Annotated in this window: 21 protein-coding genes and 1 pseudogene; 16 read left to right on the forward strand and 6 right to left on the reverse strand. The window is 49.7% G+C overall.

Annotation, left to right across the window (positions count from 1 at the left end; translation table 11 throughout):
* Positions 1 to 27: 27 nt before the first annotated feature.
* From GC128_RS08745 to sstT, 3 genes are all read left to right on the forward strand, one after another.
* Positions 28 to 1026 (forward strand): Gfo/Idh/MocA family protein, encoded by a 999-nt coding sequence (locus GC128_RS08745; protein WP_151993976.1) that lies wholly within the window; start codon positions 28 to 30, stop codon positions 1024 to 1026.
* A gap of 268 nt (positions 1027 to 1294) precedes the next feature.
* Positions 1295 to 2263: a TerC family protein gene (locus tag GC128_RS08750; protein WP_151993977.1), complete on the forward strand. Its 969-nt coding sequence runs from the start codon at positions 1295 to 1297 to the stop codon at positions 2261 to 2263.
* A gap of 296 nt (positions 2264 to 2559) precedes the next feature.
* Entirely contained in the window at positions 2560 to 3804 is a 1245-nt protein-coding gene (gene sstT / locus GC128_RS08755; protein WP_151993978.1) for a serine/threonine transporter SstT, read from the forward strand.
* Between the two features lie 33 nt (positions 3805 to 3837).
* On the opposite strand, the pseudogene GC128_RS08760 reads toward sstT, so the two are convergent.
* From GC128_RS08760 to uxaC, 3 genes and pseudogenes are all read right to left on the reverse strand, one after another.
* Positions 3838 to 4383 (reverse strand): annotated as a pseudogene (locus tag GC128_RS08760) (YgjV family protein).
* An 88-nt stretch (positions 4384 to 4471) separates the two neighbouring features.
* The gene (locus GC128_RS08765; RefSeq protein ID WP_151993979.1) at positions 4472 to 5959 is read right to left on the reverse strand and encodes a UxaA family hydrolase; all 1488 of its coding nucleotides are present in this window, start codon (positions 5957 to 5959) and stop codon (positions 4472 to 4474) included.
* Positions 5960 to 5977: 18 nt separating this feature from the next.
* The gene (gene uxaC / locus GC128_RS08770) at positions 5978 to 7387 is read right to left on the reverse strand and encodes a glucuronate isomerase (protein ID WP_151993980.1); all 1410 of its coding nucleotides are present in this window, start codon (positions 7385 to 7387) and stop codon (positions 5978 to 5980) included.
* A gap of 490 nt (positions 7388 to 7877) precedes the next feature.
* Here uxaC and GC128_RS08775 point away from each other — a divergent pair, with 490 nt between their 5' ends.
* The 11 genes from GC128_RS08775 to GC128_RS08825 all read left to right on the forward strand — a co-directional run bounded on the left by GC128_RS08775 (position 7878) and on the right by GC128_RS08825 (position 15183).
* A complete protein-coding gene (locus tag GC128_RS08775) occupies positions 7878 to 9173 on the forward strand; it encodes an MFS transporter (RefSeq protein ID WP_151993981.1) in 1296 nt (431 codons plus the stop codon).
* Between the two features lie 126 nt (positions 9174 to 9299).
* Positions 9300 to 10076: a transcriptional regulator ExuR gene (gene exuR, locus GC128_RS08780; protein ID WP_034461334.1), complete on the forward strand. Its 777-nt coding sequence runs from the start codon at positions 9300 to 9302 to the stop codon at positions 10074 to 10076.
* Between the two features lie 334 nt (positions 10077 to 10410).
* Entirely contained in the window at positions 10411 to 11073 is a 663-nt protein-coding gene (yqjA, locus tag GC128_RS08785; protein ID WP_064515935.1) for a DedA family general envelope maintenance protein YqjA, read from the forward strand.
* Between the two features lie 11 nt (positions 11074 to 11084).
* Positions 11085 to 11462, forward strand: a complete 378-nt coding sequence (mzrA, locus tag GC128_RS08790) for an EnvZ/OmpR regulon moderator MzrA (RefSeq protein WP_034461332.1) — start codon at positions 11085 to 11087, stop codon at positions 11460 to 11462.
* Positions 11463 to 11632: 170 nt separating this feature from the next.
* A complete protein-coding gene (locus GC128_RS08795) occupies positions 11633 to 12001 on the forward strand; it encodes a DUF1090 domain-containing protein (RefSeq protein ID WP_151993982.1) in 369 nt (122 codons plus the stop codon).
* Between the two features lie 35 nt (positions 12002 to 12036).
* Positions 12037 to 12342: a DUF883 family protein gene (locus tag GC128_RS08800; protein WP_034461328.1), complete on the forward strand. Its 306-nt coding sequence runs from the start codon at positions 12037 to 12039 to the stop codon at positions 12340 to 12342.
* A gap of 2 nt (positions 12343 to 12344) precedes the next feature.
* Complete coding sequence (locus tag GC128_RS08805; protein ID WP_064515930.1) at positions 12345 to 12743, forward strand: phage holin family protein; 399 nt, start codon at positions 12345 to 12347, stop codon at positions 12741 to 12743.
* Positions 12740 to 13030, forward strand: a complete 291-nt coding sequence (locus tag GC128_RS08810; RefSeq protein ID WP_151993983.1) for a YqjK-like family protein — start codon at positions 12740 to 12742, stop codon at positions 13028 to 13030. Before GC128_RS08805 ends, GC128_RS08810 begins: the two co-directional genes overlap by 4 nt.
* Positions 13031 to 13230: 200 nt before the next feature.
* Positions 13231 to 13623: a DoxX family protein gene (locus GC128_RS08815; protein ID WP_064515925.1), complete on the forward strand. Its 393-nt coding sequence runs from the start codon at positions 13231 to 13233 to the stop codon at positions 13621 to 13623.
* Between the two features lie 78 nt (positions 13624 to 13701).
* A complete protein-coding gene (locus tag GC128_RS08820) occupies positions 13702 to 14694 on the forward strand; it encodes a glutathione S-transferase family protein (RefSeq protein WP_151993984.1) in 993 nt (330 codons plus the stop codon).
* Between the two features lie 105 nt (positions 14695 to 14799).
* Positions 14800 to 15183, forward strand: coding sequence for a DUF805 domain-containing protein (locus GC128_RS08825; RefSeq protein WP_151993985.1), 384 nt, complete (start codon positions 14800 to 14802; stop codon positions 15181 to 15183).
* Between the two features lie 92 nt (positions 15184 to 15275).
* Here the strand turns inward: GC128_RS08825 and GC128_RS08830 are convergent, their stop codons facing one another.
* Complete coding sequence (locus tag GC128_RS08830; RefSeq protein WP_034461321.1) at positions 15276 to 16166, reverse strand: LysR family transcriptional regulator; 891 nt, start codon at positions 16164 to 16166, stop codon at positions 15276 to 15278.
* A 106-nt stretch (positions 16167 to 16272) separates the two neighbouring features.
* Between GC128_RS08830 and GC128_RS08835 the strand changes: the two genes are divergently transcribed.
* Together GC128_RS08835 and GC128_RS08840 are read left to right on the forward strand one after the other, a co-directional pair.
* Entirely contained in the window at positions 16273 to 16974 is a 702-nt protein-coding gene (locus tag GC128_RS08835; protein ID WP_151993986.1) for a pirin family protein, read from the forward strand.
* Between the two features lie 33 nt (positions 16975 to 17007).
* Positions 17008 to 17178 carry a hypothetical protein gene (locus GC128_RS08840; protein WP_226812040.1) on the forward strand — a complete coding sequence of 57 codons (171 nt, stop codon included), beginning with the start codon at positions 17008 to 17010 and terminating at the stop codon, positions 17176 to 17178.
* 1 nt (position 17179) lies between these two features.
* Here GC128_RS08840 and GC128_RS08845 read toward each other — a convergent pair whose 3' ends face one another.
* Positions 17180 to 18487, reverse strand: coding sequence for an L-cysteine desulfidase family protein (locus tag GC128_RS08845; RefSeq protein ID WP_151993987.1), 1308 nt, complete (start codon positions 18485 to 18487; stop codon positions 17180 to 17182).
* Positions 18488 to 18530: 43 nt separating this feature from the next.
* Positions 18531 to 19853: an SLC5/6 family protein gene (locus tag GC128_RS08850; RefSeq protein ID WP_151993988.1), complete on the reverse strand. Its 1323-nt coding sequence runs from the start codon at positions 19851 to 19853 to the stop codon at positions 18531 to 18533.
* Positions 19854 to 20312: the final 459 nt, after the last annotated feature.

Below are 20312 nucleotides of genomic sequence, written 5' to 3' on the forward strand. Positions count from 1 at the left end.
CCCCGCCTTCGGAGATAGCACCCGTTTATGATACGCCTCGCTGTTATTGGAACTAACTGGATCACCCGTCAGTTCGTCGATGCTGCCCACGAAAGTGGCAAATATAAACTCACCGCGGTCTACTCCCGCTCGCTGGAACAAGCGCAAAGTTTTGCTAGTGACTATCCAGTGGAACATCTTTTTACCAATCTGGAAGCGATGGCGCAGAGCGACGCGATTGATGCGGTATACATCGCCAGCCCAAACTCTCTGCACTCCCCGCAAACGCTGCTGTTTTTAAGTCATAAAAAGCATGTGATCTGTGAGAAGCCGCTGGCGTCTAATTTGCAGGAAGTGGAAGCGGCGATTGCCTGCGCGCGTGAAAACCAAGTTGTGCTGTTCGAAGCGTTTAAAACCGCGAGCCTGCCGAACTTTATCGCCCTGCAACAGGCATTACCCAAAGTGGGCAAGATCCGCAAAGTGCTGCTCAACTATTGCCAGTACTCTTCGCGCTATCAGCGTTATCTCGATGGTGAGAATCCAAATACCTTTAATCCAGCGTTCTCGAACGGCTCGATTATGGATATCGGTTTTTACACGCTGGCCTCGGCGGTGGCGTTGTGGGGCGAGCCGTATTCGGTGCGCGCAACGGCCAGTCTGCTGGAAAGCGGTGTCGATGCCCACGGTTCGGTGCAGATGAATTACGGTGATTTTGATGTGAATCTGCTGCACTCAAAAGTGAGCGATTCCACTATTCCAAGCGAGATTCAGGGGGAAGCTGGTTCGTTAGTTATCGAGAAGATTTCTGAATGCCAGCGTATTACCTTTATTCCGCGCGGCGGCAAGCCGCAGGATCTGACGCAGCCTCAGCATATCAATACTATGCTGTATGAAGCCGAAGTCTTTGCTCGTCTGGTGAATGACAACGAAGTTAACCATCCAGGGTTGATCACCTCACGCTCCACAGCATTACTGAGTACGGAGATCCGCAAGCAAACGGGCGTGAAATTCCCGGCGGATGATGTCTCTACTCAGCAACCGGCGTAAAGGTATGTAAAAGCCGGGTATCAGCATGTTGACGGATTGTAGCATTCGTAATATTTTGTTACCCGCAAAGGGGAGTAACTTCATTGTCGGTTAATCGTCATTACGGTGTGAAAGCACCCGGTTACCGAGCAATACGAATGGCTTTTTATACAAAAAACCATTCCGTGTTGTAAGTGAGACCTTGCCGGAAGGCGAGATCCCTGTTGCAAGCATTAGCGGCTGGCGTCTTCCGACGTTGGCCGTTTTTGTTTTTATAGGAATAATTTTTATGAATAGTGTCGGCACTCCATTACTGTGGGGCGGTTTTGCCGTCGTGGTCGTCATCATGCTGGCTATCGACCTCTTTTTACAGGGGCGTAAAGGCTCGCACACCATGTCCATGAAGCAGGCGGCAGCGTGGTCCCTGGTCTGGGTTTCGCTTTCGCTGCTGTTTAACGCAGCCTTCTGGTGGTATCTCACCGGGACATCTGGCCGTGAAGTGGCGGATACGCAAGCTCTCGCCTTCCTTACCGGTTATCTGATTGAAAAAGCGCTGGCGGTGGATAACGTCTTCGTCTGGCTGATGCTGTTCAGCTACTTTGCTGTTCCTGCTGCATTGCAGCGCCGCGTGCTTGTCTACGGCGTGCTGGGCGCGATTGTGCTGCGTACCATTATGATATTCGCGGGCAGTTGGCTGATTTCCCAGTTCGAATGGCTGCTGTACGTGTTCGGCGCATTCTTGCTGTTCACCGGTATCAAAATGGCGCTGGCGAAGGAAGATGAAGGCGGGATTGGCGATAAACCGCTGGTACGTTGGATTCGTAGCCACCTGCGCATGACGGATAAAATTGAAGGCGAGCACTTCTTTATTCGTAAGAACGGTATTTTGTTCGCAACGCCGCTGCTGCTGGTGCTGATTCTGGTTGAGTTGAGCGACGTGATTTTCGCGGTCGACAGTATTCCAGCGATCTTCGCGGTAACGACCGACCCGTTCATCGTGCTGACGTCGAACCTGTTTGCCATCCTCGGCTTGCGTGCTATGTACTTCCTGCTGGCAGGCGTGGCTGAGCGCTTCTCCATGCTGAAGTACGGTCTGTCGGTGATCCTGGTGTTTATCGGCGTGAAGATGATGATTGTCGATTTCTACCACATCCCAATCGCAATTTCGCTTGGCGTGGTGGGCGGTATTCTGGCGTTCACTCTGATTCTTAACGCTATCGTGAACTACCGTAACGATCAGAAAAAGCTCGCGAAGTAAGATTTTTGTCGGATGGCGCTATCGCTTATCCGACCTACGAAACCCTTCAAACCCCGTCTATGGCGGGGTTTTTCTTTTTATAGCGCCAACTGCATGAAGTGTTGCTAATGTCACATATTTGTTAATATTTAGTTATAAAACCTAGCCTGTACCGAAATAATCAGTGATTACTACTTACTACCCTGCGACATTTCCTTATACTCGACCAGGCAAACACATTTCTTTACATCCGGTCAGAAAAGTACCTCAGAGTACAGACACAGGATGGGACGACATACAACACAGGAAGGTTATTCATGGCTACACAATCTCCGGGTATTCTTAAACGCCTGGCACAGGGCAGTCTGGTCAAACAAATTCTGATCGGACTGGTGCTGGGTATCGCACTAGCGGCAATTTCGAAACCGGCAGCAATCGCTGTCGGTCTGCTCGGGACATTATTCGTTGGGGCACTGAAAGCTGTCGCACCGGTGCTGGTTCTGATGCTGGTGATGGCGTCTATCGCCAATCATAAGCACGGTCAGAAAACAAGCATCCGTCCGATTCTGGTGCTCTATCTTCTGGGAACATTCACCGCCGCGTTAACTGCTGTGGTCGTGAGTTTCGTGTTCCCTTCTACCTTGCATCTGGTGACCGGCGCTACCGATATCACGCCACCATCAGGCATTGTGGAAGTTCTGCGCGGCCTGTTGCTGAGCATGGTTTCTAACCCCATTGATGCATTGCTGAAAGCCAACTACATCGGCATTCTGGTGTGGGCTGTGGGCCTGGGCTTTGCTCTGCGTCACGGGAATGAAAGCACTAAAAACCTGATTAACGATGTTTCTGATGCGGTGACGTTCATCGTTCGTGTCGTGATTCGCTTCGCCCCTATCGGTATCTTCGGTCTGGTGGCATCAACACTTGCGACGACTGGCTTTGAAACGCTGTGGAGCTATGCGCAACTGCTGCTGGTGCTGGTTGGTTGTATGTTCGGTGTGGCGCTTGTCATCAACCCGCTGCTGGTGTTCATCAAGATTCGTCGCAACCCGTACCCGCTGGTGTTCGCCTGCCTGCGTGAAAGTGGCGTAACCGCCTTCTTTACCCGTAGTTCTGCGGCCAACATTCCGGTGAACATGGCGCTGTGCGAGAAGCTGAATCTGGATCGCGATACTTATTCCGTTTCAATCCCACTGGGCGCAACCATCAACATGGCTGGCGCGGCGATCACCATTACCGTGCTGACGCTGGCGGCGGTGAATACGCTGGGTGTGCCAGTTGATTTACCAACCGCGCTGCTGCTTAGCGTGGTGGCGTCACTGTGTGCTTGCGGGGCGTCTGGTGTGGCGGGGGGATCTTTGCTGCTTATCCCACTGGCATGTGGCATGTTCGGTATTCCGAATGAAATTGCCATGCAGGTCGTCGCAGTCGGCTTTATCATCGGCGTGTTGCAGGATTCTTGCGAAACCGCACTGAACTCCTCTACCGACGTGCTGTTTACAGCTGCGGCTTGCCAGGCCGAAGATGCACGTCTGGCAGACAATAATCCGTTACGCGGTTAATGCTCAAAGCTCCCTGCCCTTCGAGGCGGGGAGTTATCCCTCTTGTTGTTGAACCTCTTTTTCGACCTTAAACGGGTCAATGCCCCGCCTTTGCATCCGCCAGAAGCGAATAATATTCAGGCCGTTCATCACCAGAAAACTCCCTTCGATTAACGTTCCGCCAATCGATCCCAGCCAGAAGTTATGTGCCACCCAGCATGCGGTGGAACACCACATCACGCAGCGTGTGGTCAGCCCTTTGCAGCGAAATAGCGCCCAGGTACTGGCAACGGTGCCGAAAATCGGCAGCAGTTCCATGGCGTGATTGAATTTCGACAGGCCCAATCCCAGCGTCAGCGCGATAAAAATCCCCATCACCCACAGGCTTCGGGTACGCAGAGAAATCACGGTTCGGATGGCGTTAATTTCCGCGCTCATGCCCGCCGGGCTTCCGCCCATTAAGAAGAAGTGAACACCGATGATGGCGCTGTAGGCTGCCAGTTGTAACTTGAAGCGCCGTTCATCACGGTTGATGAAGGTGGTAATCCCGACCAGAAACGCTAAAACGCCGACGCCCTAGGCAACCCAATACGCGGTCATGACAAATCCTTGTGAGTAAACATGAGGCGAAAAAAAACGGCATTCCGAATATCAAAATGCCGTTTCATGTTAGCACCTGCTCAACGCTTTACAACGTGACGCCGCTCTTAAAGATAGCCAACTCGCGGAAATCATTACGTTCGTTACAGGTTTTTTTGCCGTTAGCGATATCAACAATGGTGTCGATAAATTCGGTCAGCAGCGTGTTCATATCAGTGCCGTGCAGCAGTTTGCCTGCGTCAAAATCGATCCAGTGTGGCTTTTTGGTCGCCAGTTCACTGTTGGTTGCGATTTTAACCGTTGGCACAAAACCGCCGTACGGTGTACCGCGCCCGGTACTAAACAGCACCATATGGCAGCCTGCGCCAGCCAGCGCACTGGTGGCAACTGCATCGTTACCCGGTGCGCTTAACAGGTTCAGGCCAGGCGTTTTCAGGCGCTCGCCATAACGCAGCACATCAACCACTTCGCTCTCACCGGCCTTTTGCGTACAGCCGAGGGATTTTTCTTCGAGCGTCGTGATACCGCCAGCTTTGTTCCCTGGTGATGGGTTCTCGTAGATCGGTTGGTTGTGTTCGATGAAGTATTGTTTGAAATCGTTCACCATGGTGACGGTTTTTTCAAACGTTGCTTCATCGCGGCAATGGCTCATCAGGATGCGTTCTGCGCCAAACATTTCCGGGACTTCTGTCAGCACAGTCGTGCCGCCATTAGCCACCATAAAGTCAGAGAAACGGCCGAGCATTGGGTTCGCCGTAATACCGGACAAACCATCTGAACCGCCGCACTCAAGGCCGAACTTCAGCTCGCTAATTTTGCCTGGTTCACGTTTGTCGTGACGCATGACTTCGTACAGGGCTTGCAGTTGCTCAAGCCCGGCTTCAACTTCGTCGTCTTGCTGTTGGCAAACCATAAACTTCACGCGGGATTCATCGTACTCACCCAGCGTTTCACGGAAGGCGCTCACCTGGTTGTTTTCACAACCGAGACCAATCACCAGCACCGCACCCGCATTTGGGTGATGCACCATGTTTTGCAGCATGGTGCGAGTGTTGACGTGGTCTTCACCCAGTTGTGAACAACCGAACGGATGGCTGAACAGGAACACACCGTCGATATCTTCGGCGTCGTGGTTCTGTTTCAGGAAACGATTCTGGATCTGACGCGCGATGCCGTTTACACAACCCACGGTCGGCAGGATCCACAACTCGTTACGCACGCCTACTGAGCCGTTTTCACGACGGTAAACGCTCACATCGCGGTCTGCAGCCTGGCTTGCCAGAGACTGGAAATCAGGTTGATAGCTATACTCATCCAAATCGTTCAGATTAGTACGCGCATTGTGTGAGTGAATGTGCTCGCCGGCTTCAATCGTCGCCAAAGCATGGCCAATTGGTAAACCGTATTTAACTACGTTCTCACCTTGCGCAATGGTAACCAGCGCAAATTTATGGCCACGAAGCACCGGCTGGCGCAGAGTCACCTCTACACCTTCAACGGTAACCACTTCACCTTCAGCCAGGTCCACTAACGCAACAGCGACGTTATCTTGCGTATGGATCTTAATGTATTGCATATCAACCTCAGAGCCTGATTAGTTCAGTTCAATGCCAAAGTAGTCTCGGGCGTTGTTAAAGCAGATGTTTTCCACCATTTGGCCCAACAGCTTGATATCAGCTGGAGCTTCGCCCGCTTCAACCCAACGGCCAATCATCTGGCAAAGGATGCGACGGAAGTATTCGTGGCGGGTGTATGACAGGAAGCTACGGCTGTCAGTCAGCATGCCAACGAAACGGCTCAGAAGACCCAGTTGCGCCAGCTGCGTCATTTGACGCTCCATGCCATCTTTCTGGTCGTTGAACCACCAACCGGAACCAAACTGCATTTTTCCTGGCATACCTTCGCCCTGGAAGTTGCCAATCATGGTGCCCAACACTTCGTTATCGCGTGGGTTCAGGCAATACAGAATTGTTTTTGGCAGTTCGTTGTTTTCGTTTTGTTTGCTGAGCAGGCGAGACAGTTCTTCAGCCATTGGACGATCGTTGATGGAGTCAAAGCCCACATCAGGTCCCAGCAGTTTGAACTGGCGCAGGTTGTTGTTACGCAGCGCACCAATGTGGTACTGCTGAACCCAACCGCGACGGGTATATTCCGCAGCCAGCCAAACCAGTACCGCAGTTTTGAACTGTGCAACTTCGTGCTCGCTTGGGGTTTCACCGGAAAGACGACGAGCCAGAATGCCGTCCAGAGTCGCTTCGTCTGCTTCTGCAAACAGAACAACGTCCAGTGCGTGGTCGGAAACTTTACAACCGTGTTCAGCAAAGTGATCCAGACGCTTGTTCAGTGCAGTTTGCAGATCGGAGAAACGGCGAATGTCGGTATCAGACACTTCAGCCAGTTTGCCGATATACTCAGCAAAAGTAGCTTGTTCAATGTTGAACGCTTTATCCGGACGCCAGCTTGGCAGCACTTTGGTTTCAAACGCGTCGAGCGCGATTTGGCGGTGGAAACGCAGATCGTCAATTGGGTCATCAGTCGTACCGACCATTTTCACATTCATCTGCTTCATGATGCCACGCGCAGAGAAGTTGTCCTGAGCCAGTAACTCGTTACATTCGTTCCAGATTTCATCAGCAGTTGTTGGAGACAACAGTTTGCCAGTGATACCGAATGGACGACGCAGTTCGAGGTGAGTCCAGTGATACAGCGGGTTACCGATAGTGTGCGGAACAGTTGCAGCCCAAGCATCGAACTTCTCGCGGTCAGACGCATCACCAGTACACAGACGCTCTTCCACACCGTTAGCACGCATTCCACGCCACTTGTAGTGATCACCTTTTAACCAGATGTCATACAGGTTTTTAAAACGATAATCTTCCGCAACCTGCTGTGGCGGCAAGTGGCAGTGATAGTCAAAGATCGGCTGATCGGCTGCAAACTCATGGTACAAACGGCGGGCAAATTCGGTATCAAGCAGAAAATCTTCAGTCATAAACTGGGCCATTATAGGGTTCCTCTGTTCATAGCAGTTCGATGCTTGCGCATAATGCAAATAAAGTTATCACACCAATTTCTGAAGGCCGAGTGGATTTTTGTGGTATTCGTCACAAAAACCACACTTTTATTGTTAATATTGTGTTTAAAACAAAGCCGCATCCCGCGCCAGTTCTGGCCTGCAAGCCCCTACCCCCTTGGAGTGAGCTGATCGACACTTTTGTGATATCACTCAACTTTTGAAGCTGTATGACAAGTTATCTTTCTGCCGTCGCAATACATAGGTAATGGAAATACATCAGACGCTGACATATCGAAAAGCGCATAACGGTACGGAAACCGGAATTGCCACAGGCAGTTTTTTACATATGGCAAGGTACGGGTCGTACCGGGTGATACCCCCGGATATGAACCCCTTTATAGATCAAACGCTCTGGCAGCAGTGCCGGACGTACGACCACATGATGTGCGGTTGTTTATAAGACGGGATGAAATTCTAAATGCGAAAGATTCAAGGCTTGCGCTGGTACATGATTGCCCTGGTAACCATGGGTACCATTCTGGGTTATCTGACACGTAATACGATTGCGGCTGCTGCACCGACTTTGATGGCAGAGCTGCATATTTCCACTCAGCAGTATTCCTACATTATCGCTGCTTACTCAGCTTGCTACACCATCATGCAACCTGTTGCAGGTTATGTGCTTGATGTACTGGGTACGAAAGTGGGCTACGCATTCTTTGCTGTCGCATGGGCAATTTTCTGTGGTGCAACTGCACTTGCGGGAAGTTGGGGTGGTCTGGCAATCGCTCGTGGTGCCGTTGGTGCTGCAGAAGCGGCTATGATTCCAGCTGGCCTGAAAGCCAGTAGCGAATGGTTCCCGGCTAAAGAGCGTTCAATCGCCGTTGGTTACTTCAACGTAGGTTCCTCTATCGGCGGCATGATTGCTCCACCATTAGTGGTTTGGGCGATTGTGATGCACAGCTGGCAGATGGCTTTCATCATCTCCGGTGTACTGAGCTTTGCATGGTCAATGGCATGGTTGATTTTCTACAAACATCCACGCGATCAGAAACGTCTGTCTGAAGAAGAACGTGAGTACATCATCGGTGGCCAGGAAGCGCATCACCAGACTAACAACAGCAAAAAAATGAGCGCCTGGAAAATCCTGCAGAACCGTCAGTTCTGGGGTATTGCTCTGCCACGTTTCCTTGCTGAACCAGCCTGGGGTACTTTCAACGCTTGGATCCCATTGTTCATGTTTAAAGCTTACGGCTTTGACCTGAAGCACATCGCGATGTTTGCCTGGATGCCAATGCTGTTTGCTGACCTGGGTTGTATCGTTGGCGGCTACCTGCCACCAATCTTCCAACGCGTATTCGGTGTGAACCTGATTGTTTCTCGTAAACTGGTTGTGACCATGGGTGCGATTCTGATGATTGCTCCAGGGACTATCGGCCTGTTCACCAGCCCGTACGTTGCAATCGCTCTGCTGTGTGTTGGCGGCTTTGCTCACCAGTCACTGTCTGGCGCACTGATCACTCTGTCTTCAGACGTGTTCGGTCGTAACGAAGTGGCAACGGCGAATGGCCTGACCGGTATGGCAGCCTGGACCGCGAGCACCATGTTTGCTCTGGTTGTTGGCGCACTGGCTGATACCCTTGGCTTCAGCCCACTGTTCGCTGCACTGGCAGTATTCGATATCCTCGGTGCTATCGTTATCTGGACCGTGCTGCAAAACAAACCAATCAGTGAGTTGAACGACTCGAAAAAAACGAAGCAAGCTATAGCCTAATCGGTATCTCAAATTTGTTTACAAAGCCGCCCACGGGCGGCTTTTGTGTATCTAGAATGTGGAGCCAAACTTTGAAAAGTGGTATAACAAATAAGGTTACCCGCAGGACCTTTCCCGGAGCTACAGATGGAAGTTATGGAACCACGTCGTCTTTATCAGCAATTGGCAGCTGAACTTAAACAACGCATCGAAAACGGTGTTTATCTGGTTGGGGAAAAACTCCCGGCAGAGCGCTTTATTGCTGAAGAAAAGAACGTGAGCCGCACTGTGGTTCGTGAAGCGATTATTATGCTGGAAGTGGAAGGCTACGTTGAAGTACGTAAAGGCTCTGGCATCCACGTAATCGCCAATCAGGCGAAGTACACCAACCTTCCTGATGAACAGTTTGAGTTCGCAAGCTTTGGGCCATTTGAGCTGTTACAGGCTCGCCAATTGATTGAAAGCAATATCGCAGAATTTGCCGCCACCCAGGTTACAAAGCAAGATATTGTCAAACTGATGGAAATTCAGGAAATGGCGCGTAATGAGGAAAGTTTCCGCGATTCAGAGTGGGACCTTCATTTCCACACTCAAGTTGCTCTGGCCTCACAAAATAGTGCACTTGCGGCCATCGTGGAAAAAATGTGGAGCCAACGTATCCACAACCCATACTGGAAAAAACTTCACGAACACATTGATAAACGTACTGTGGACAACTGGTGTGAAGACCACGACCAAATTCTTAAGGCACTGATTCGTAAAGACCCGCATGCCGCTAAACTGGCGATGTGGCAACATCTGGAAAATACCAAACAGATGCTATTTGATGCGACCAGCGATGATTTTGAATTTAACGCCGATCGCTACTTATTTGCAGATAACCCGGTCATTCATCTCGATACTGCCGCAAACGGTCAAAAATAGTCATTTTCCCGCGCGAGGGTAAGCAAACCAACCAATAGTGTCAGCGTTTGTAAATACCCTCGCCAGCCCCCCTACGACTCATCAAAATCAATCCTCAACAAAGCACAAATACTGTGACGCATTAGACAGAGCTTTGTTACAATTAGATGCAATTTCACTGTCGGTGTTAGCTTTGCTAATAACCTGCCCGGTCGCATTCACACGGAGTTGTGGCGCGTATGGGTAATGAGCTGTGGATTGTAGGCGGCAACCACACCAAGCATAAATACATCAAGCCGCGTTCTACCAGGCTGACATTGATCAGCGGTCTTAACCGATGTGCCAGGAACACTGAATGGAACTTCTCTCGCAACTGTTGAACGCTCTCTGGAGCCAGGATTTTGAAACGCTCGCCAATCCAGGAATGATTGGCATGCTTTATTTCGTCTTGTTCATGATTTTATTCCTTGAAAACGGCCTGTTGCCTGCAGCCTTCCTACCCGGCGATAGTTTGTTAGTTTTGGTCGGTGTGCTGATTGCCAAAGGGGCAATGGGTTTTCCGGAAACGCTACTTTTACTGACAACCGCCGCAAGCCTCGGCTGCTGGCTTAGTTATATTCAAGGGCGTTGGCTTGGTAATACGCGAATCGTGCAAAACTGGCTATCGCATCTTCCCGCGCATTATCACCAGCGTGCGCACAACCTGTTCCATAAACATGGCTTGTCTGCATTGCTGATTGGTCGCTTCATTGCTTTTGTTCGTACCCTGTTACCAACTATTGCTGGTTTATCTGGTCTGAACAATGCGCGTTTCCAGTTCTTCAACTGGATGAGCGGCCTGTTATGGGTACTAATCCTCACCACGCTAGGATATCTGCTCGGTAAAACGCCAGTATTCCTGAAATATGAAGATGCATTGATGTCCTGCCTGATGCTGCTACCAGTCGTGTTACTGGTAATTGGTCTGATCGGTTCGTTGATTGTGCTTTGGCGTAAAAAATACGGTAACCGCAGTTAAGAGGGATAACGATGAAAACACATTTTTTTCGTGGCCTAAGGGCCACGATGTTGATTGGCGCAATTGCCGCGGCCTCGATACTGATATGGTCGGGAATGCAGCGCACTGAGTCCACACTTGAGATTCGCTCCAGCCAACAAGGCATCAGCATGCCTGACGGGTTTTATGTCTGGCACCACCTTGATGCCAACGGTATTCGCTTTAAAAGTATTACGCCTGACAACAATTCGTTATTGATAAAGTTTGATTCGAGTGCGCAAAGCGAGGCTGCTAAAGCCGTGTTATATAAAACGCTGCCACATGGCTACGTCATCGCTCAGCAAGATGAAGATGACAGCGCCAGCACATGGCTTACGCGTGTGCTTAACGAAAATATCCGCATTGGTTAACCCTTTCCTGCAATCCTAATTTGCTAATGGGGATTGGGTTTTTACTCAATTCCTGACTATGCTTGTTTTTACTTAAACCGCTACAAATCATCACATTCGTTTAATTTCTGGACTTTTTGTATGCTTAACCTTGCGGGTAAACGTACATTCACAATGGAAGGTTTTTTATCATGAACATTCGTACCGTATTAGCTATCGCCCTGTTATCTCTGACATCTGCCGCACAAGCGAACTCACTGTGCAGTGAAAAAGAGCAGGATATCCAGCGAGAAATTGGCTATGCGGAAAAACATCAGAATCAAAATCGTGTTAATGGGCTTAATAAAGCGTTGAAAGAATTGCGCGCCAATTGCACAGACAGCAGCTTACGCGCCGCCCATGAAAAGAAAATCAACGAACAAAAAGCTGAAATCACCGAACGTAAAGCAGATCTGCAAGAAGCGCGCGCCAAAGGCGATGCTGATAAAATTTCAAAACGGGAACAGAAACTGGCTGAAGCTGAGCACGAGCTGAAAACTTTGCAGGCTCGTGATTACTAAGTTCAAGGATCAACCTCAAACACCTGGAGAGAACCATGTCAAAAGATACTACATCAGAACATTTGCGCGCTGAGTTGAAATCCCTGGCAGACACCCTTGAAGAGGTGCTGAGTGCATCGACGGATAAGTCAAAATCCGAACTTGAAAAGTTGCGTGGTAAAGCTGAAAAAGCACTGAAAGAAAGCCGTGTACGCCTGGGTGATACCGGTGATGTTATTGCTAAACAAACCCGTGAAGCCGCCGCGAAAGCTGACGACTACGTGCGTGAAAACCCATGGACCGGTGTTGGCATTGGTGCGGCGATTGGCGTCGTACTCGGTGTCCTGCTGACGCGTCGTTAATTATGCCTGAATCCCATCAACCTCAAGGTCCAGGTAAAGGCGTTCTAGGCATTGGCCAGCGCCTTGTCACTATCATCGTTGGGATGGTGGAAACGCGTGTGCGGCTTGCAGTGGTGGAATTGGAAGAGGAGAAAGCACATCTCATCCAGTTACTACTGATGCTTGGGTTAACCATGCTGTTTGCTGCATTTGGCTTAATGAGTCTTGTGGTGCTGGTTTTCTGGGCCGTCGAGCCGCAATACCGCCTGAACGCCATGATCGCGACAACAGTCGTCCTGTTGGGTCTGGCGTTCATTGGTGGTATCTGGACTCTGCGTAAATCGCGTCAATCCACCTTGCTGCGCCATACTCGTCGCGAGCTCGAAAATGACCGTTCATTGCTGGAAGATGACAAACTATGAGCCAACGCGAGCTAGATAAACGCAAAGCATTTTTACTCAGCCAGATTCAACAACAACGGTTGGATTTAAGTGCAAGCAAGCGCGACTGGCTTGAAGTGACAGCGACTTATGATAGAAGCTGGAACACATTGATTAGCTTACGCCGGTACGCAGTTGTCGCCAGCAGCGTTATGGCTATCTGGACAGTGCGCCACCCAAGCTTCCTGATGCGCTGGGCAAGGCGCGGGCTAGGCGCCTGGAGTACGTGGCGTCTGATTCGCAACACAATACAGCCGCAATCGCATTAGTACCCAACGCCGCCTTATTCAGGCGGCGTTTTTATTAATCAGTAATATTGAAAAACATCGACAGTTTTCCTTGCTAACAATCCCTTAACGTCACGTCTATTATCCTCCCCATCAACCGCAGTCACCGGTAACTACCGGAAACTGCAAAGACAAACATCCCTGGGCTGATAGCACCCACAAGAGATTCGCTGGAGAGTAAAATGAAAAAATTAGATGATGCAGGTGTTCTGTTAGCTCGTGTCCTGATGCCGATTCTGTTCATCGTTGCAGGTTGGGGCAAAATTAACGGTTATGCCGGCACTCAACAATATATGGAAGCGATGGGTGTTCCTGGGTTCTTACTGCCATTGACCATTCTGCTTGAGTTTGGCGGCGGCCTGGCGATTCTGTTCGGTTTCTTTACTCGTACCACAGCGATTATCACTGCAGTGTTCACGATTCTGACAGCGTTCTTGTTCCACGGTGATTTCAGCCAGGGCATGAACTCAACCATGTTTATGAAGAACTTCACCATCGCCGGTGGTTACCTGTTACTGGCTATCTTCGGACCAGGTGCATACAGCATCGACCGCATTCTGAAGAAAAACTGGTAAGGTTCTATACTTAGTTTCACTAAAAGCGAAGGTTAATCCCTTCGCTTTTTTGTTTTTAAGGCTCACGAGGAGAATGAAATGGGACAATTAATTGATGGCGTGTGGCACGATGTCTGGTACGACACCAAATCCACTGGCGGCAGTTTCAAACGCTCAGAGTCAGCTTTTCGCAACTGGCTGACGGCGGATGGTGAACCCGGCCTAACCGGTAAAGGTGGTTTTGCTGCCGAGAAAGATCGCTACCATCTCTATGTTTCCCTCGCCTGCCCTTGGGCGCACCGCACGTTGATCATGCGCGCCTTGAAAGGCCTCGAGTCTTTCATTTCTGTATCCGTGGTTAACCCGCTGATGCTGCAAGATGGCTGGACGTTTGATGATGATTTCCCAAACGCTACCGGTGATGGCTTATATCAGCATGAATATCTTTATCAGCTCTATTTACAAGCTGACTCTGATTACACCGGGCGCGTTACCGTACCTGTTTTATGGGATAAGAAAACGCAGACTATCGTCAGTAACGAATCCGCTGAAATCATCCGTATGCTCAATTCCGCGTTTGATGCGCAGGGGGCTCGCGCTGGTGATTATTACCCGACGGCATTACGTAGCCAGATTGATGAGCTAAATAGTTGGATTTACGACAGCATTAATAACGGCGTATATAAAGCCGGTTTTGCCACCTCTCAAGAAGCTTACGATGAAGCCGTCACCAAAGTATTCGAGTCACTGGCACGCGTTGAGCAGATCCTCGGGCAACATCGATATTTAACTGGCGACCAACTTACCGAAGCGGATATTCGTTTGTGGACCACACTGGTGCGTTTCGACCCGGTATATGTCACCCACTTTAAATGCGACAAACACCGCATTAGTGATTACCTGAATGTGTACGGATTCCTGCGCGATATTTATCAGATGCCAGGCATTGCGGAGACCGTCGATTTCGCACATATCCGTAACCATTATTATCGCAGCCACAAAACCATTAACCCAACCGGGATTATTTCCATTGGCCCCGCTCAGGATTTGAATGAGCCTCACGGGCGCGACGAACGGTTTAACAAGGGTTGATAAAATTCATATGAACTATGATTTACGTAAAATCTATTCACGGCTATTCTTGAAATAGATCGCTTACAGATCAAGTGATTGATAAAAAATCAAGGCGGGCTACAAATGGATTGGTATTTCAAAGTTTTAAAAAATTATCTTGGCTTTAGTGGACGTGCACGCCGCAAAGAGTTCTGGATGTTCATCCTGGTCAACCTTGTGCTCACCGTGGTTTTAAGCATTCTGGATAAGATGTTAGGGCTACGGATTGCGGGGGATGAAGGTCTGCTGACGACGGTTTACGGCGTACTGATTTTTCTGCCTTACTGGGCCGTACAGTTCCGACGCCTTCACGATACCGACCGTTCAGCCTGGTGGCTACTGCTGTTGTTAATACCGTTGGTGGGCTGGTTGATTATTCTGGCGTTTAATTGCCAGAACGGCACGCCAGGCGAAAACGAGTACGGCGCGGATCCAAAGCGCCTGGATGCACGATTCGTTAGTGAATAATAATTTAAGAATTGTGGCGGCTAGCGCAGCGATTTCCCGCCCAACAAACTCACTTAAAAAGGGTGGCGCAGCGCGAAAGCTGCCCACCCTTTTTATTTCAATAATTTTGGAATTTCACGCAGGCACCAGGCTTTTGCTTCGCCCATGCTATCGCGTCGCCACGCCATGATAATGTCAATTTCATTGGTGTATTCTGGGCTCACCACACGTAGTCGCCCTTCAGCAATGTCCTGCTCGACCATCGGATAAGGCATTGTCGCTACACCCAACCCGGCCAGCAATGCCTGGCGTTTATCTTCCATGCTACTTACCGTAAGACGCGGCTGTTTATCCAGTAACTGCACTGTCAGCACAGGACGTTCCCGTGCGGTATCAGCAACCGCGATACCTCGATACTTCACGCGCGTCACCTCTGAAAGCGGCTCCGGTTCATTATGAATCGGGTGATCAGGTGCCGCGACATAAACGCTCATCACCTTATACAGCTTGCGTGAGTTAATCTCAGATGAAGAACGGAAGTGCATATCCGGAGCAATCACAATATCCGCCCGACCTTGCTCTAAACGCTCCCATGAACCTGCCAGCACTTCAGTAATAATCGACAGCTGCGTGTCAGCTTTACCGGCAAGTTTTTCCACCAGCGGATACAGCTTCGCCGTCGGCACCAGAGCCTCTGTAACAATGGTGAGATGCGTTTCCCAACCACGCGCCAGTGCTTCGGCGTCAGTGGTAAGTTTTTCAGCCGCTTCGAGTAAAACTCGCCCGCGTTCGAGCAACATGCGCCCGACGTTAGTAAATTTGGTGCGATGGCCTGAGCGGTCAAACAGCACAACATCCAGCTCTTCTTCCAGCTTCTGCATGGTGTAACTCAGTGCCGATGGCACGCGCCCCAGCTCATCGGCGGCTGCGGCAAAACTTCCGCGTCGGTCAATTGCATCCATGACCCGCAATGCTTCCAGCGTCAATGCTCTCTCTTTAGCCATCTCGCTCTCATTCAGGAAATTTGAACATACCAAGCAGATTAACTGGCTAACAATGCAGCGTCCAGAGCTTTACCATGGGTACAGTGTAAAAAGAGGTCAAGAAATTATGATTACGCCAAGAACTGCCAAACAATGCGGGAAAGCGGACTATGGATGGCTGCAAGCCCGCTATACGTTTTCCTTCGGTCACTATTTCGACCCAAAATTGTTGGGCTATGCTTCGTTGCGCGTACTCAACCAGGAAGTGTTAGCACCGGGTGCGTCATTCCAGCCACGAACCTATCCGAAGGTTGATATTCTCAATTTGATTCTTGAAGGCGAAGCGGAATATCGCGATAGCGAAGGCAACCACGTTCAGGCTAAAGCGGGGGAAGCTTTACTGCTTTCAACTCAACCAGGGCTGAGTTACAGCGAGCATAACCTGAGTAAAGAGAATTCTCTGACGCGGATGCAGCTGTGGCTTGATGCTTGCCCCGAGCGCGAAAATCCACTGGTGCAGAAAATCACGCTTACAGATGGGTCACAACAATTACTGGCCTCCCCGGATGGCAGTAAAAAGAGCTTACAACTGCGCCAACAAGTATGGATTCATCAGATTGAACTGGAGAAAGGCCAGCAGTTGAGCTTCCAGTTGCACGGCCCGCGTGCTTATTTACAGTCAATTCACGGTACGGTTCACGCTGTAACATCTGCCGAAGAAAAAGAAGGGCTTACCTGTGGTGACGGCGCTTTTATCCGTGATGAAGCTAACATTACGCTGGTTGCAGATACCCCATTGCGTGCATTGCTGATAGATTTACCGGTCTGACCAGTATCAGGAATGGACCAACAGGAGTTATCCGTGAGCAAGAAATCATCGACGAAGAAAACGGCCAAAAAAGCAGTGTCAGCGGTTGTGGTTGCGACAACAACCGCTGATGTCGAGCTGAGTTACGACGAGATGCTCAACGAACTGGAAGCGATTGTTGTCGAAGCTGATGTACGACTGGCGGAAGAAGAAGCCAGCCTCTGAATTACGCGACCTTACTTGCCATAATCGCAATAATCTGACGATCGGTGTGCTGCATTGCCTGGCTTGCCAGCGCACAAAGATTACGGATCGACTGCTCCACATCATGAGCAACGATCCCTTCATTCCCGCTGACCGACGTATTATCGAGTGCCATCAGCACCGCTTTCCATGCCGAAGCGGCGCTGGTAGACACTTTCATCGCACAGCTGTTTGAAGCACCATCGCAAATCATCCCGCTAACATCACCAATCATATTGCTGATAGCCATTGAGATGCTCTTGTAGCTACCGTCGATGAGCCAGGTGATCCCTGCCGCTGCCCCCATCGCTGCGGTGGTTGCCGCGCACAAAGCAGAGAGTGCCGGCAACTGATGGTGAATATAAATCGCCGTCAGATGCGACAGTATCAGCGCCCGCGCCAGTTTTTCACTGTCACATCCGAGATGCTCAGCCACCACAACCACCGGCATTGTCGCGGCGATACCTTGATTGCCTGAGCCCGAGTTGCTCATTGCCGGAAGACACGCGCCTCCCATACGCGCATCGGAAGCGGCGGCCGTACGGATCATAATGTCGCTCAACAGATCCTTTGCCATCAGGCCACGATCAAGCTGGCGCTGTAACGTCGAACCGATATGCAAACCGTACTGCGCTCGCAAACCTTCCCGGGAAAGCTCGTTATTCAACAAGGCCGCGTCGAGAATAAAACCAATCTCATCAAAGGGGACACCCTGGGCAAACTCAACAATCTGTTCAAGGCTGACATTTTCCATAGAGCAGGCTTGCGCCTTCCCTTCCACCTGGCCATCTTCAGCGACGTCAAACAGCACATCACCGTCTTTCTCGATTCTGATCACTCGGGTATGTTCGCCCGCGATGACCACCGTTGCCGACTCTTTGGCGGTAAAAACCGTCACGCTGGTATACAAAATCTCATCGCAAGGTTGTTGAATGCTGACCTTCACATCGCCACGTGCCAGCAGCAGTTTTGCGGCTGCAATCGCTTCAACTGGCGCACCTTTCAGCACTTCCAGCCCCGCAAGTGGGTCGCCCCCAAGTGCTCCCACCGCAGCGGCGATAGGCAGACCGACCATCCCGGTTCCCGGAACGGTAACGCCCATACCATTTTTCATTAGATTCGGTGAAACGCGAGCCACGATGCGTGTCACTGGCCCCGCCAGATGCGAGGCAGCCAATGCGCTTGCCAGTGCCAACGAAATGGGTTCTGTGCAGCCCACTGCGGGCTTCACATTTTGTTTCACAGCCAGGATGAGTTCAGCCCATGCCGGGTTAATTGCAGAATTTGCCATTTTTTAGCCTTAACGCTTATATCCAGAAAACACATGCCTGCAATCAGGAGAATGCAAGGAATGGAGAAATACACAATAAGAGGCCAGTGATAATAATAATGACCAGTGAGACACCTTTATATTTATGCAATGCCGGGACTTTATAGACCAGCCACGCTGGAATTAAGCACCCTACCATGCCAAATATCGGGCTACAGATTGAGGTAAAACTTAATACCGGAGCGTTCAGCACAATCGCACTCCACGCCAGTAAGATGGCGAATACCATAATTCCGCGCTGCACCCATTTCTCATTGATTTTCTCCGCAGACATTTTGCGACGCAGAATATTAATCACGATACCTTGCGTTGCTTCACGGAACCCGAGATAAACCCCAAAGAAGGCGGTCATAACAGCGAAGATATTTAATATTACGCTGACCACTGTGACCCATGCACCGGCATCTCCGTTAATAAACTGGGCGGCAATAGCCAACGCTGAAATATTTTGCTCATACGCTTTTACCGCCTCGTCATGCCCCATCGCCAGAGTAAAAGAGACTGCATAAAAGAAAACGGTCACAAACAGAATGCCGAAAGCGATATTCATCGCACGCAGCGCTTTGAAACGAGCCACTTCGCGTGATTTTTCTTTAGAACGGTACGAAATAACCATCGGGCTGAGCGTCTGGATAAACAGAATAGACGTCAGCGTAAAGGGCAGCGTAATAATCGCATTCTTCAGCAGCAAGCCCATTGGCGGCAGCGTACCTGCGTTATACAAGTGCCACATCCCGACCATTGAAACACCCAGCGCGGCGACCACTAAAAGCTTGGTTAGCACCATGTATCTTGAAACTTTAAATAAGAGCTTTTCACCACGCGATGAGATGGCGACCAGAATACAAATCAGCACCAGGCCATAGAAGGGGTTATCTGATAACAGTCCTTCTGTAACGCCAAAGGTATGTAAATAAGAGGCGCTGTCATTAGTGATGGCTGTGGAGTAAACAAACATCCAGATAACCAGCATGATGAAATAGAGCAAACCCAATAATATCCCCCAATTTTTACCCAAATAACCGCTTATCACACTCGGGTAATCTTTACACTCCGGGGACTCTGCCAGCGTATTAATAAATAAACGCTGAAACAGATACATTGCTGGATAACCAACTATCGAGGAAAGAAGGAAAACCCATAATCCCATTAACCCAACCTGAACGGGTAAGAATACTATTCCCGCACCAATTGCCATGCCAATACTCATAATGATCCAGCCGACATCAGTGCTGTCAAATTTGGTGGCGGCTTGCCATTCACTTTCAGTCATTCCTGCACGACTTGATGCCGGAATATTAACGGCAGTAATGCTTCCTGTTTCCATAAAAATGCTCGCTTTAATGTGTAGGTTTTAATTATGAGTGTTCATTACAGAGTGATTTCCCAGACCATTAAAAACCTGAATGCGTGTTTTCTGGTCTTATTCGAATGTAAAAAGGATAGCGCGTGCGGAGGAGAAAAAATTTGCTACTCCATCTGCGAATTCTCAATAAAAGAGCAAATAATTCTCCATTCAGAGAAATATCTTCAGTTTTGATTCACATTTTTCATTTTGAGTAGTAAATAATTATTTAGGCAGTTGAGGTGATTTCTTAAGATATTGTTTTTAAAAAGTTTTTAATGAATATTTATCTAAAGCTGAATTCGGACCCAGCAAGGCAATGTGAGCTGACGCAACAAGCGAAGTTAATAGCGTGTAACATCAGAGAACATGTATTTTGATGCACTTCACACTCTGGCATCGCTTTAGCAGGAACCTCTGATTATTGTTTCAATAAGGTTA

The organism is Buttiauxella massiliensis (assembly GCF_902500225.1).
Classification (GTDB): Bacteria; Pseudomonadota; Gammaproteobacteria; order Enterobacterales; family Enterobacteriaceae; genus Buttiauxella; species Buttiauxella massiliensis.

Coding starts and splice junctions, on each gene's coding strand:
- GC128_RS08745 (WP_151993976.1), top strand. CDS start 28: ATGATACGCCTCGCTGTTATTGGAACTAACTGGATCACCCGTCAGTTC.
- GC128_RS08750 (WP_151993977.1), top strand. CDS start 1,295: ATGAATAGTGTCGGCACTCCATTACTGTGGGGCGGTTTTGCCGTCGTG.
- sstT (WP_151993978.1), top strand. CDS start 2,560: ATGGCTACACAATCTCCGGGTATTCTTAAACGCCTGGCACAGGGCAGT.
- GC128_RS08765 (WP_151993979.1), bottom strand. CDS start 5,959: ATGCAATACATTAAGATCCATACGCAAGATAACGTCGCTGTTGCGTTA.
- uxaC (WP_151993980.1), bottom strand. CDS start 7,387: ATGGCCCAGTTTATGACTGAAGATTTTCTGCTTGATACCGAATTTGCC.
- GC128_RS08775 (WP_151993981.1), top strand. CDS start 7,878: ATGCGAAAGATTCAAGGCTTGCGCTGGTACATGATTGCCCTGGTAACC.
- exuR (WP_034461334.1), top strand. CDS start 9,300: ATGGAAGTTATGGAACCACGTCGTCTTTATCAGCAATTGGCAGCTGAA.
- yqjA (WP_064515935.1), top strand. CDS start 10,411: ATGGAACTTCTCTCGCAACTGTTGAACGCTCTCTGGAGCCAGGATTTT.
- mzrA (WP_034461332.1), top strand. CDS start 11,085: ATGAAAACACATTTTTTTCGTGGCCTAAGGGCCACGATGTTGATTGGC.
- GC128_RS08795 (WP_151993982.1), top strand. CDS start 11,633: ATGAACATTCGTACCGTATTAGCTATCGCCCTGTTATCTCTGACATCT.
- GC128_RS08800 (WP_034461328.1), top strand. CDS start 12,037: ATGTCAAAAGATACTACATCAGAACATTTGCGCGCTGAGTTGAAATCC.
- GC128_RS08805 (WP_064515930.1), top strand. CDS start 12,345: ATGCCTGAATCCCATCAACCTCAAGGTCCAGGTAAAGGCGTTCTAGGC.
- GC128_RS08810 (WP_151993983.1), top strand. CDS start 12,740: ATGAGCCAACGCGAGCTAGATAAACGCAAAGCATTTTTACTCAGCCAG.
- GC128_RS08815 (WP_064515925.1), top strand. CDS start 13,231: ATGAAAAAATTAGATGATGCAGGTGTTCTGTTAGCTCGTGTCCTGATG.
- GC128_RS08820 (WP_151993984.1), top strand. CDS start 13,702: ATGGGACAATTAATTGATGGCGTGTGGCACGATGTCTGGTACGACACC.
- GC128_RS08825 (WP_151993985.1), top strand. CDS start 14,800: ATGGATTGGTATTTCAAAGTTTTAAAAAATTATCTTGGCTTTAGTGGA.
- GC128_RS08830 (WP_034461321.1), bottom strand. CDS start 16,166: ATGGCTAAAGAGAGAGCATTGACGCTGGAAGCATTGCGGGTCATGGAT.
- GC128_RS08835 (WP_151993986.1), top strand. CDS start 16,273: ATGATTACGCCAAGAACTGCCAAACAATGCGGGAAAGCGGACTATGGA.
- GC128_RS08845 (WP_151993987.1), bottom strand. CDS start 18,487: ATGGCAAATTCTGCAATTAACCCGGCATGGGCTGAACTCATCCTGGCT.
- GC128_RS08850 (WP_151993988.1), bottom strand. CDS start 19,853: ATGGAAACAGGAAGCATTACTGCCGTTAATATTCCGGCATCAAGTCGT.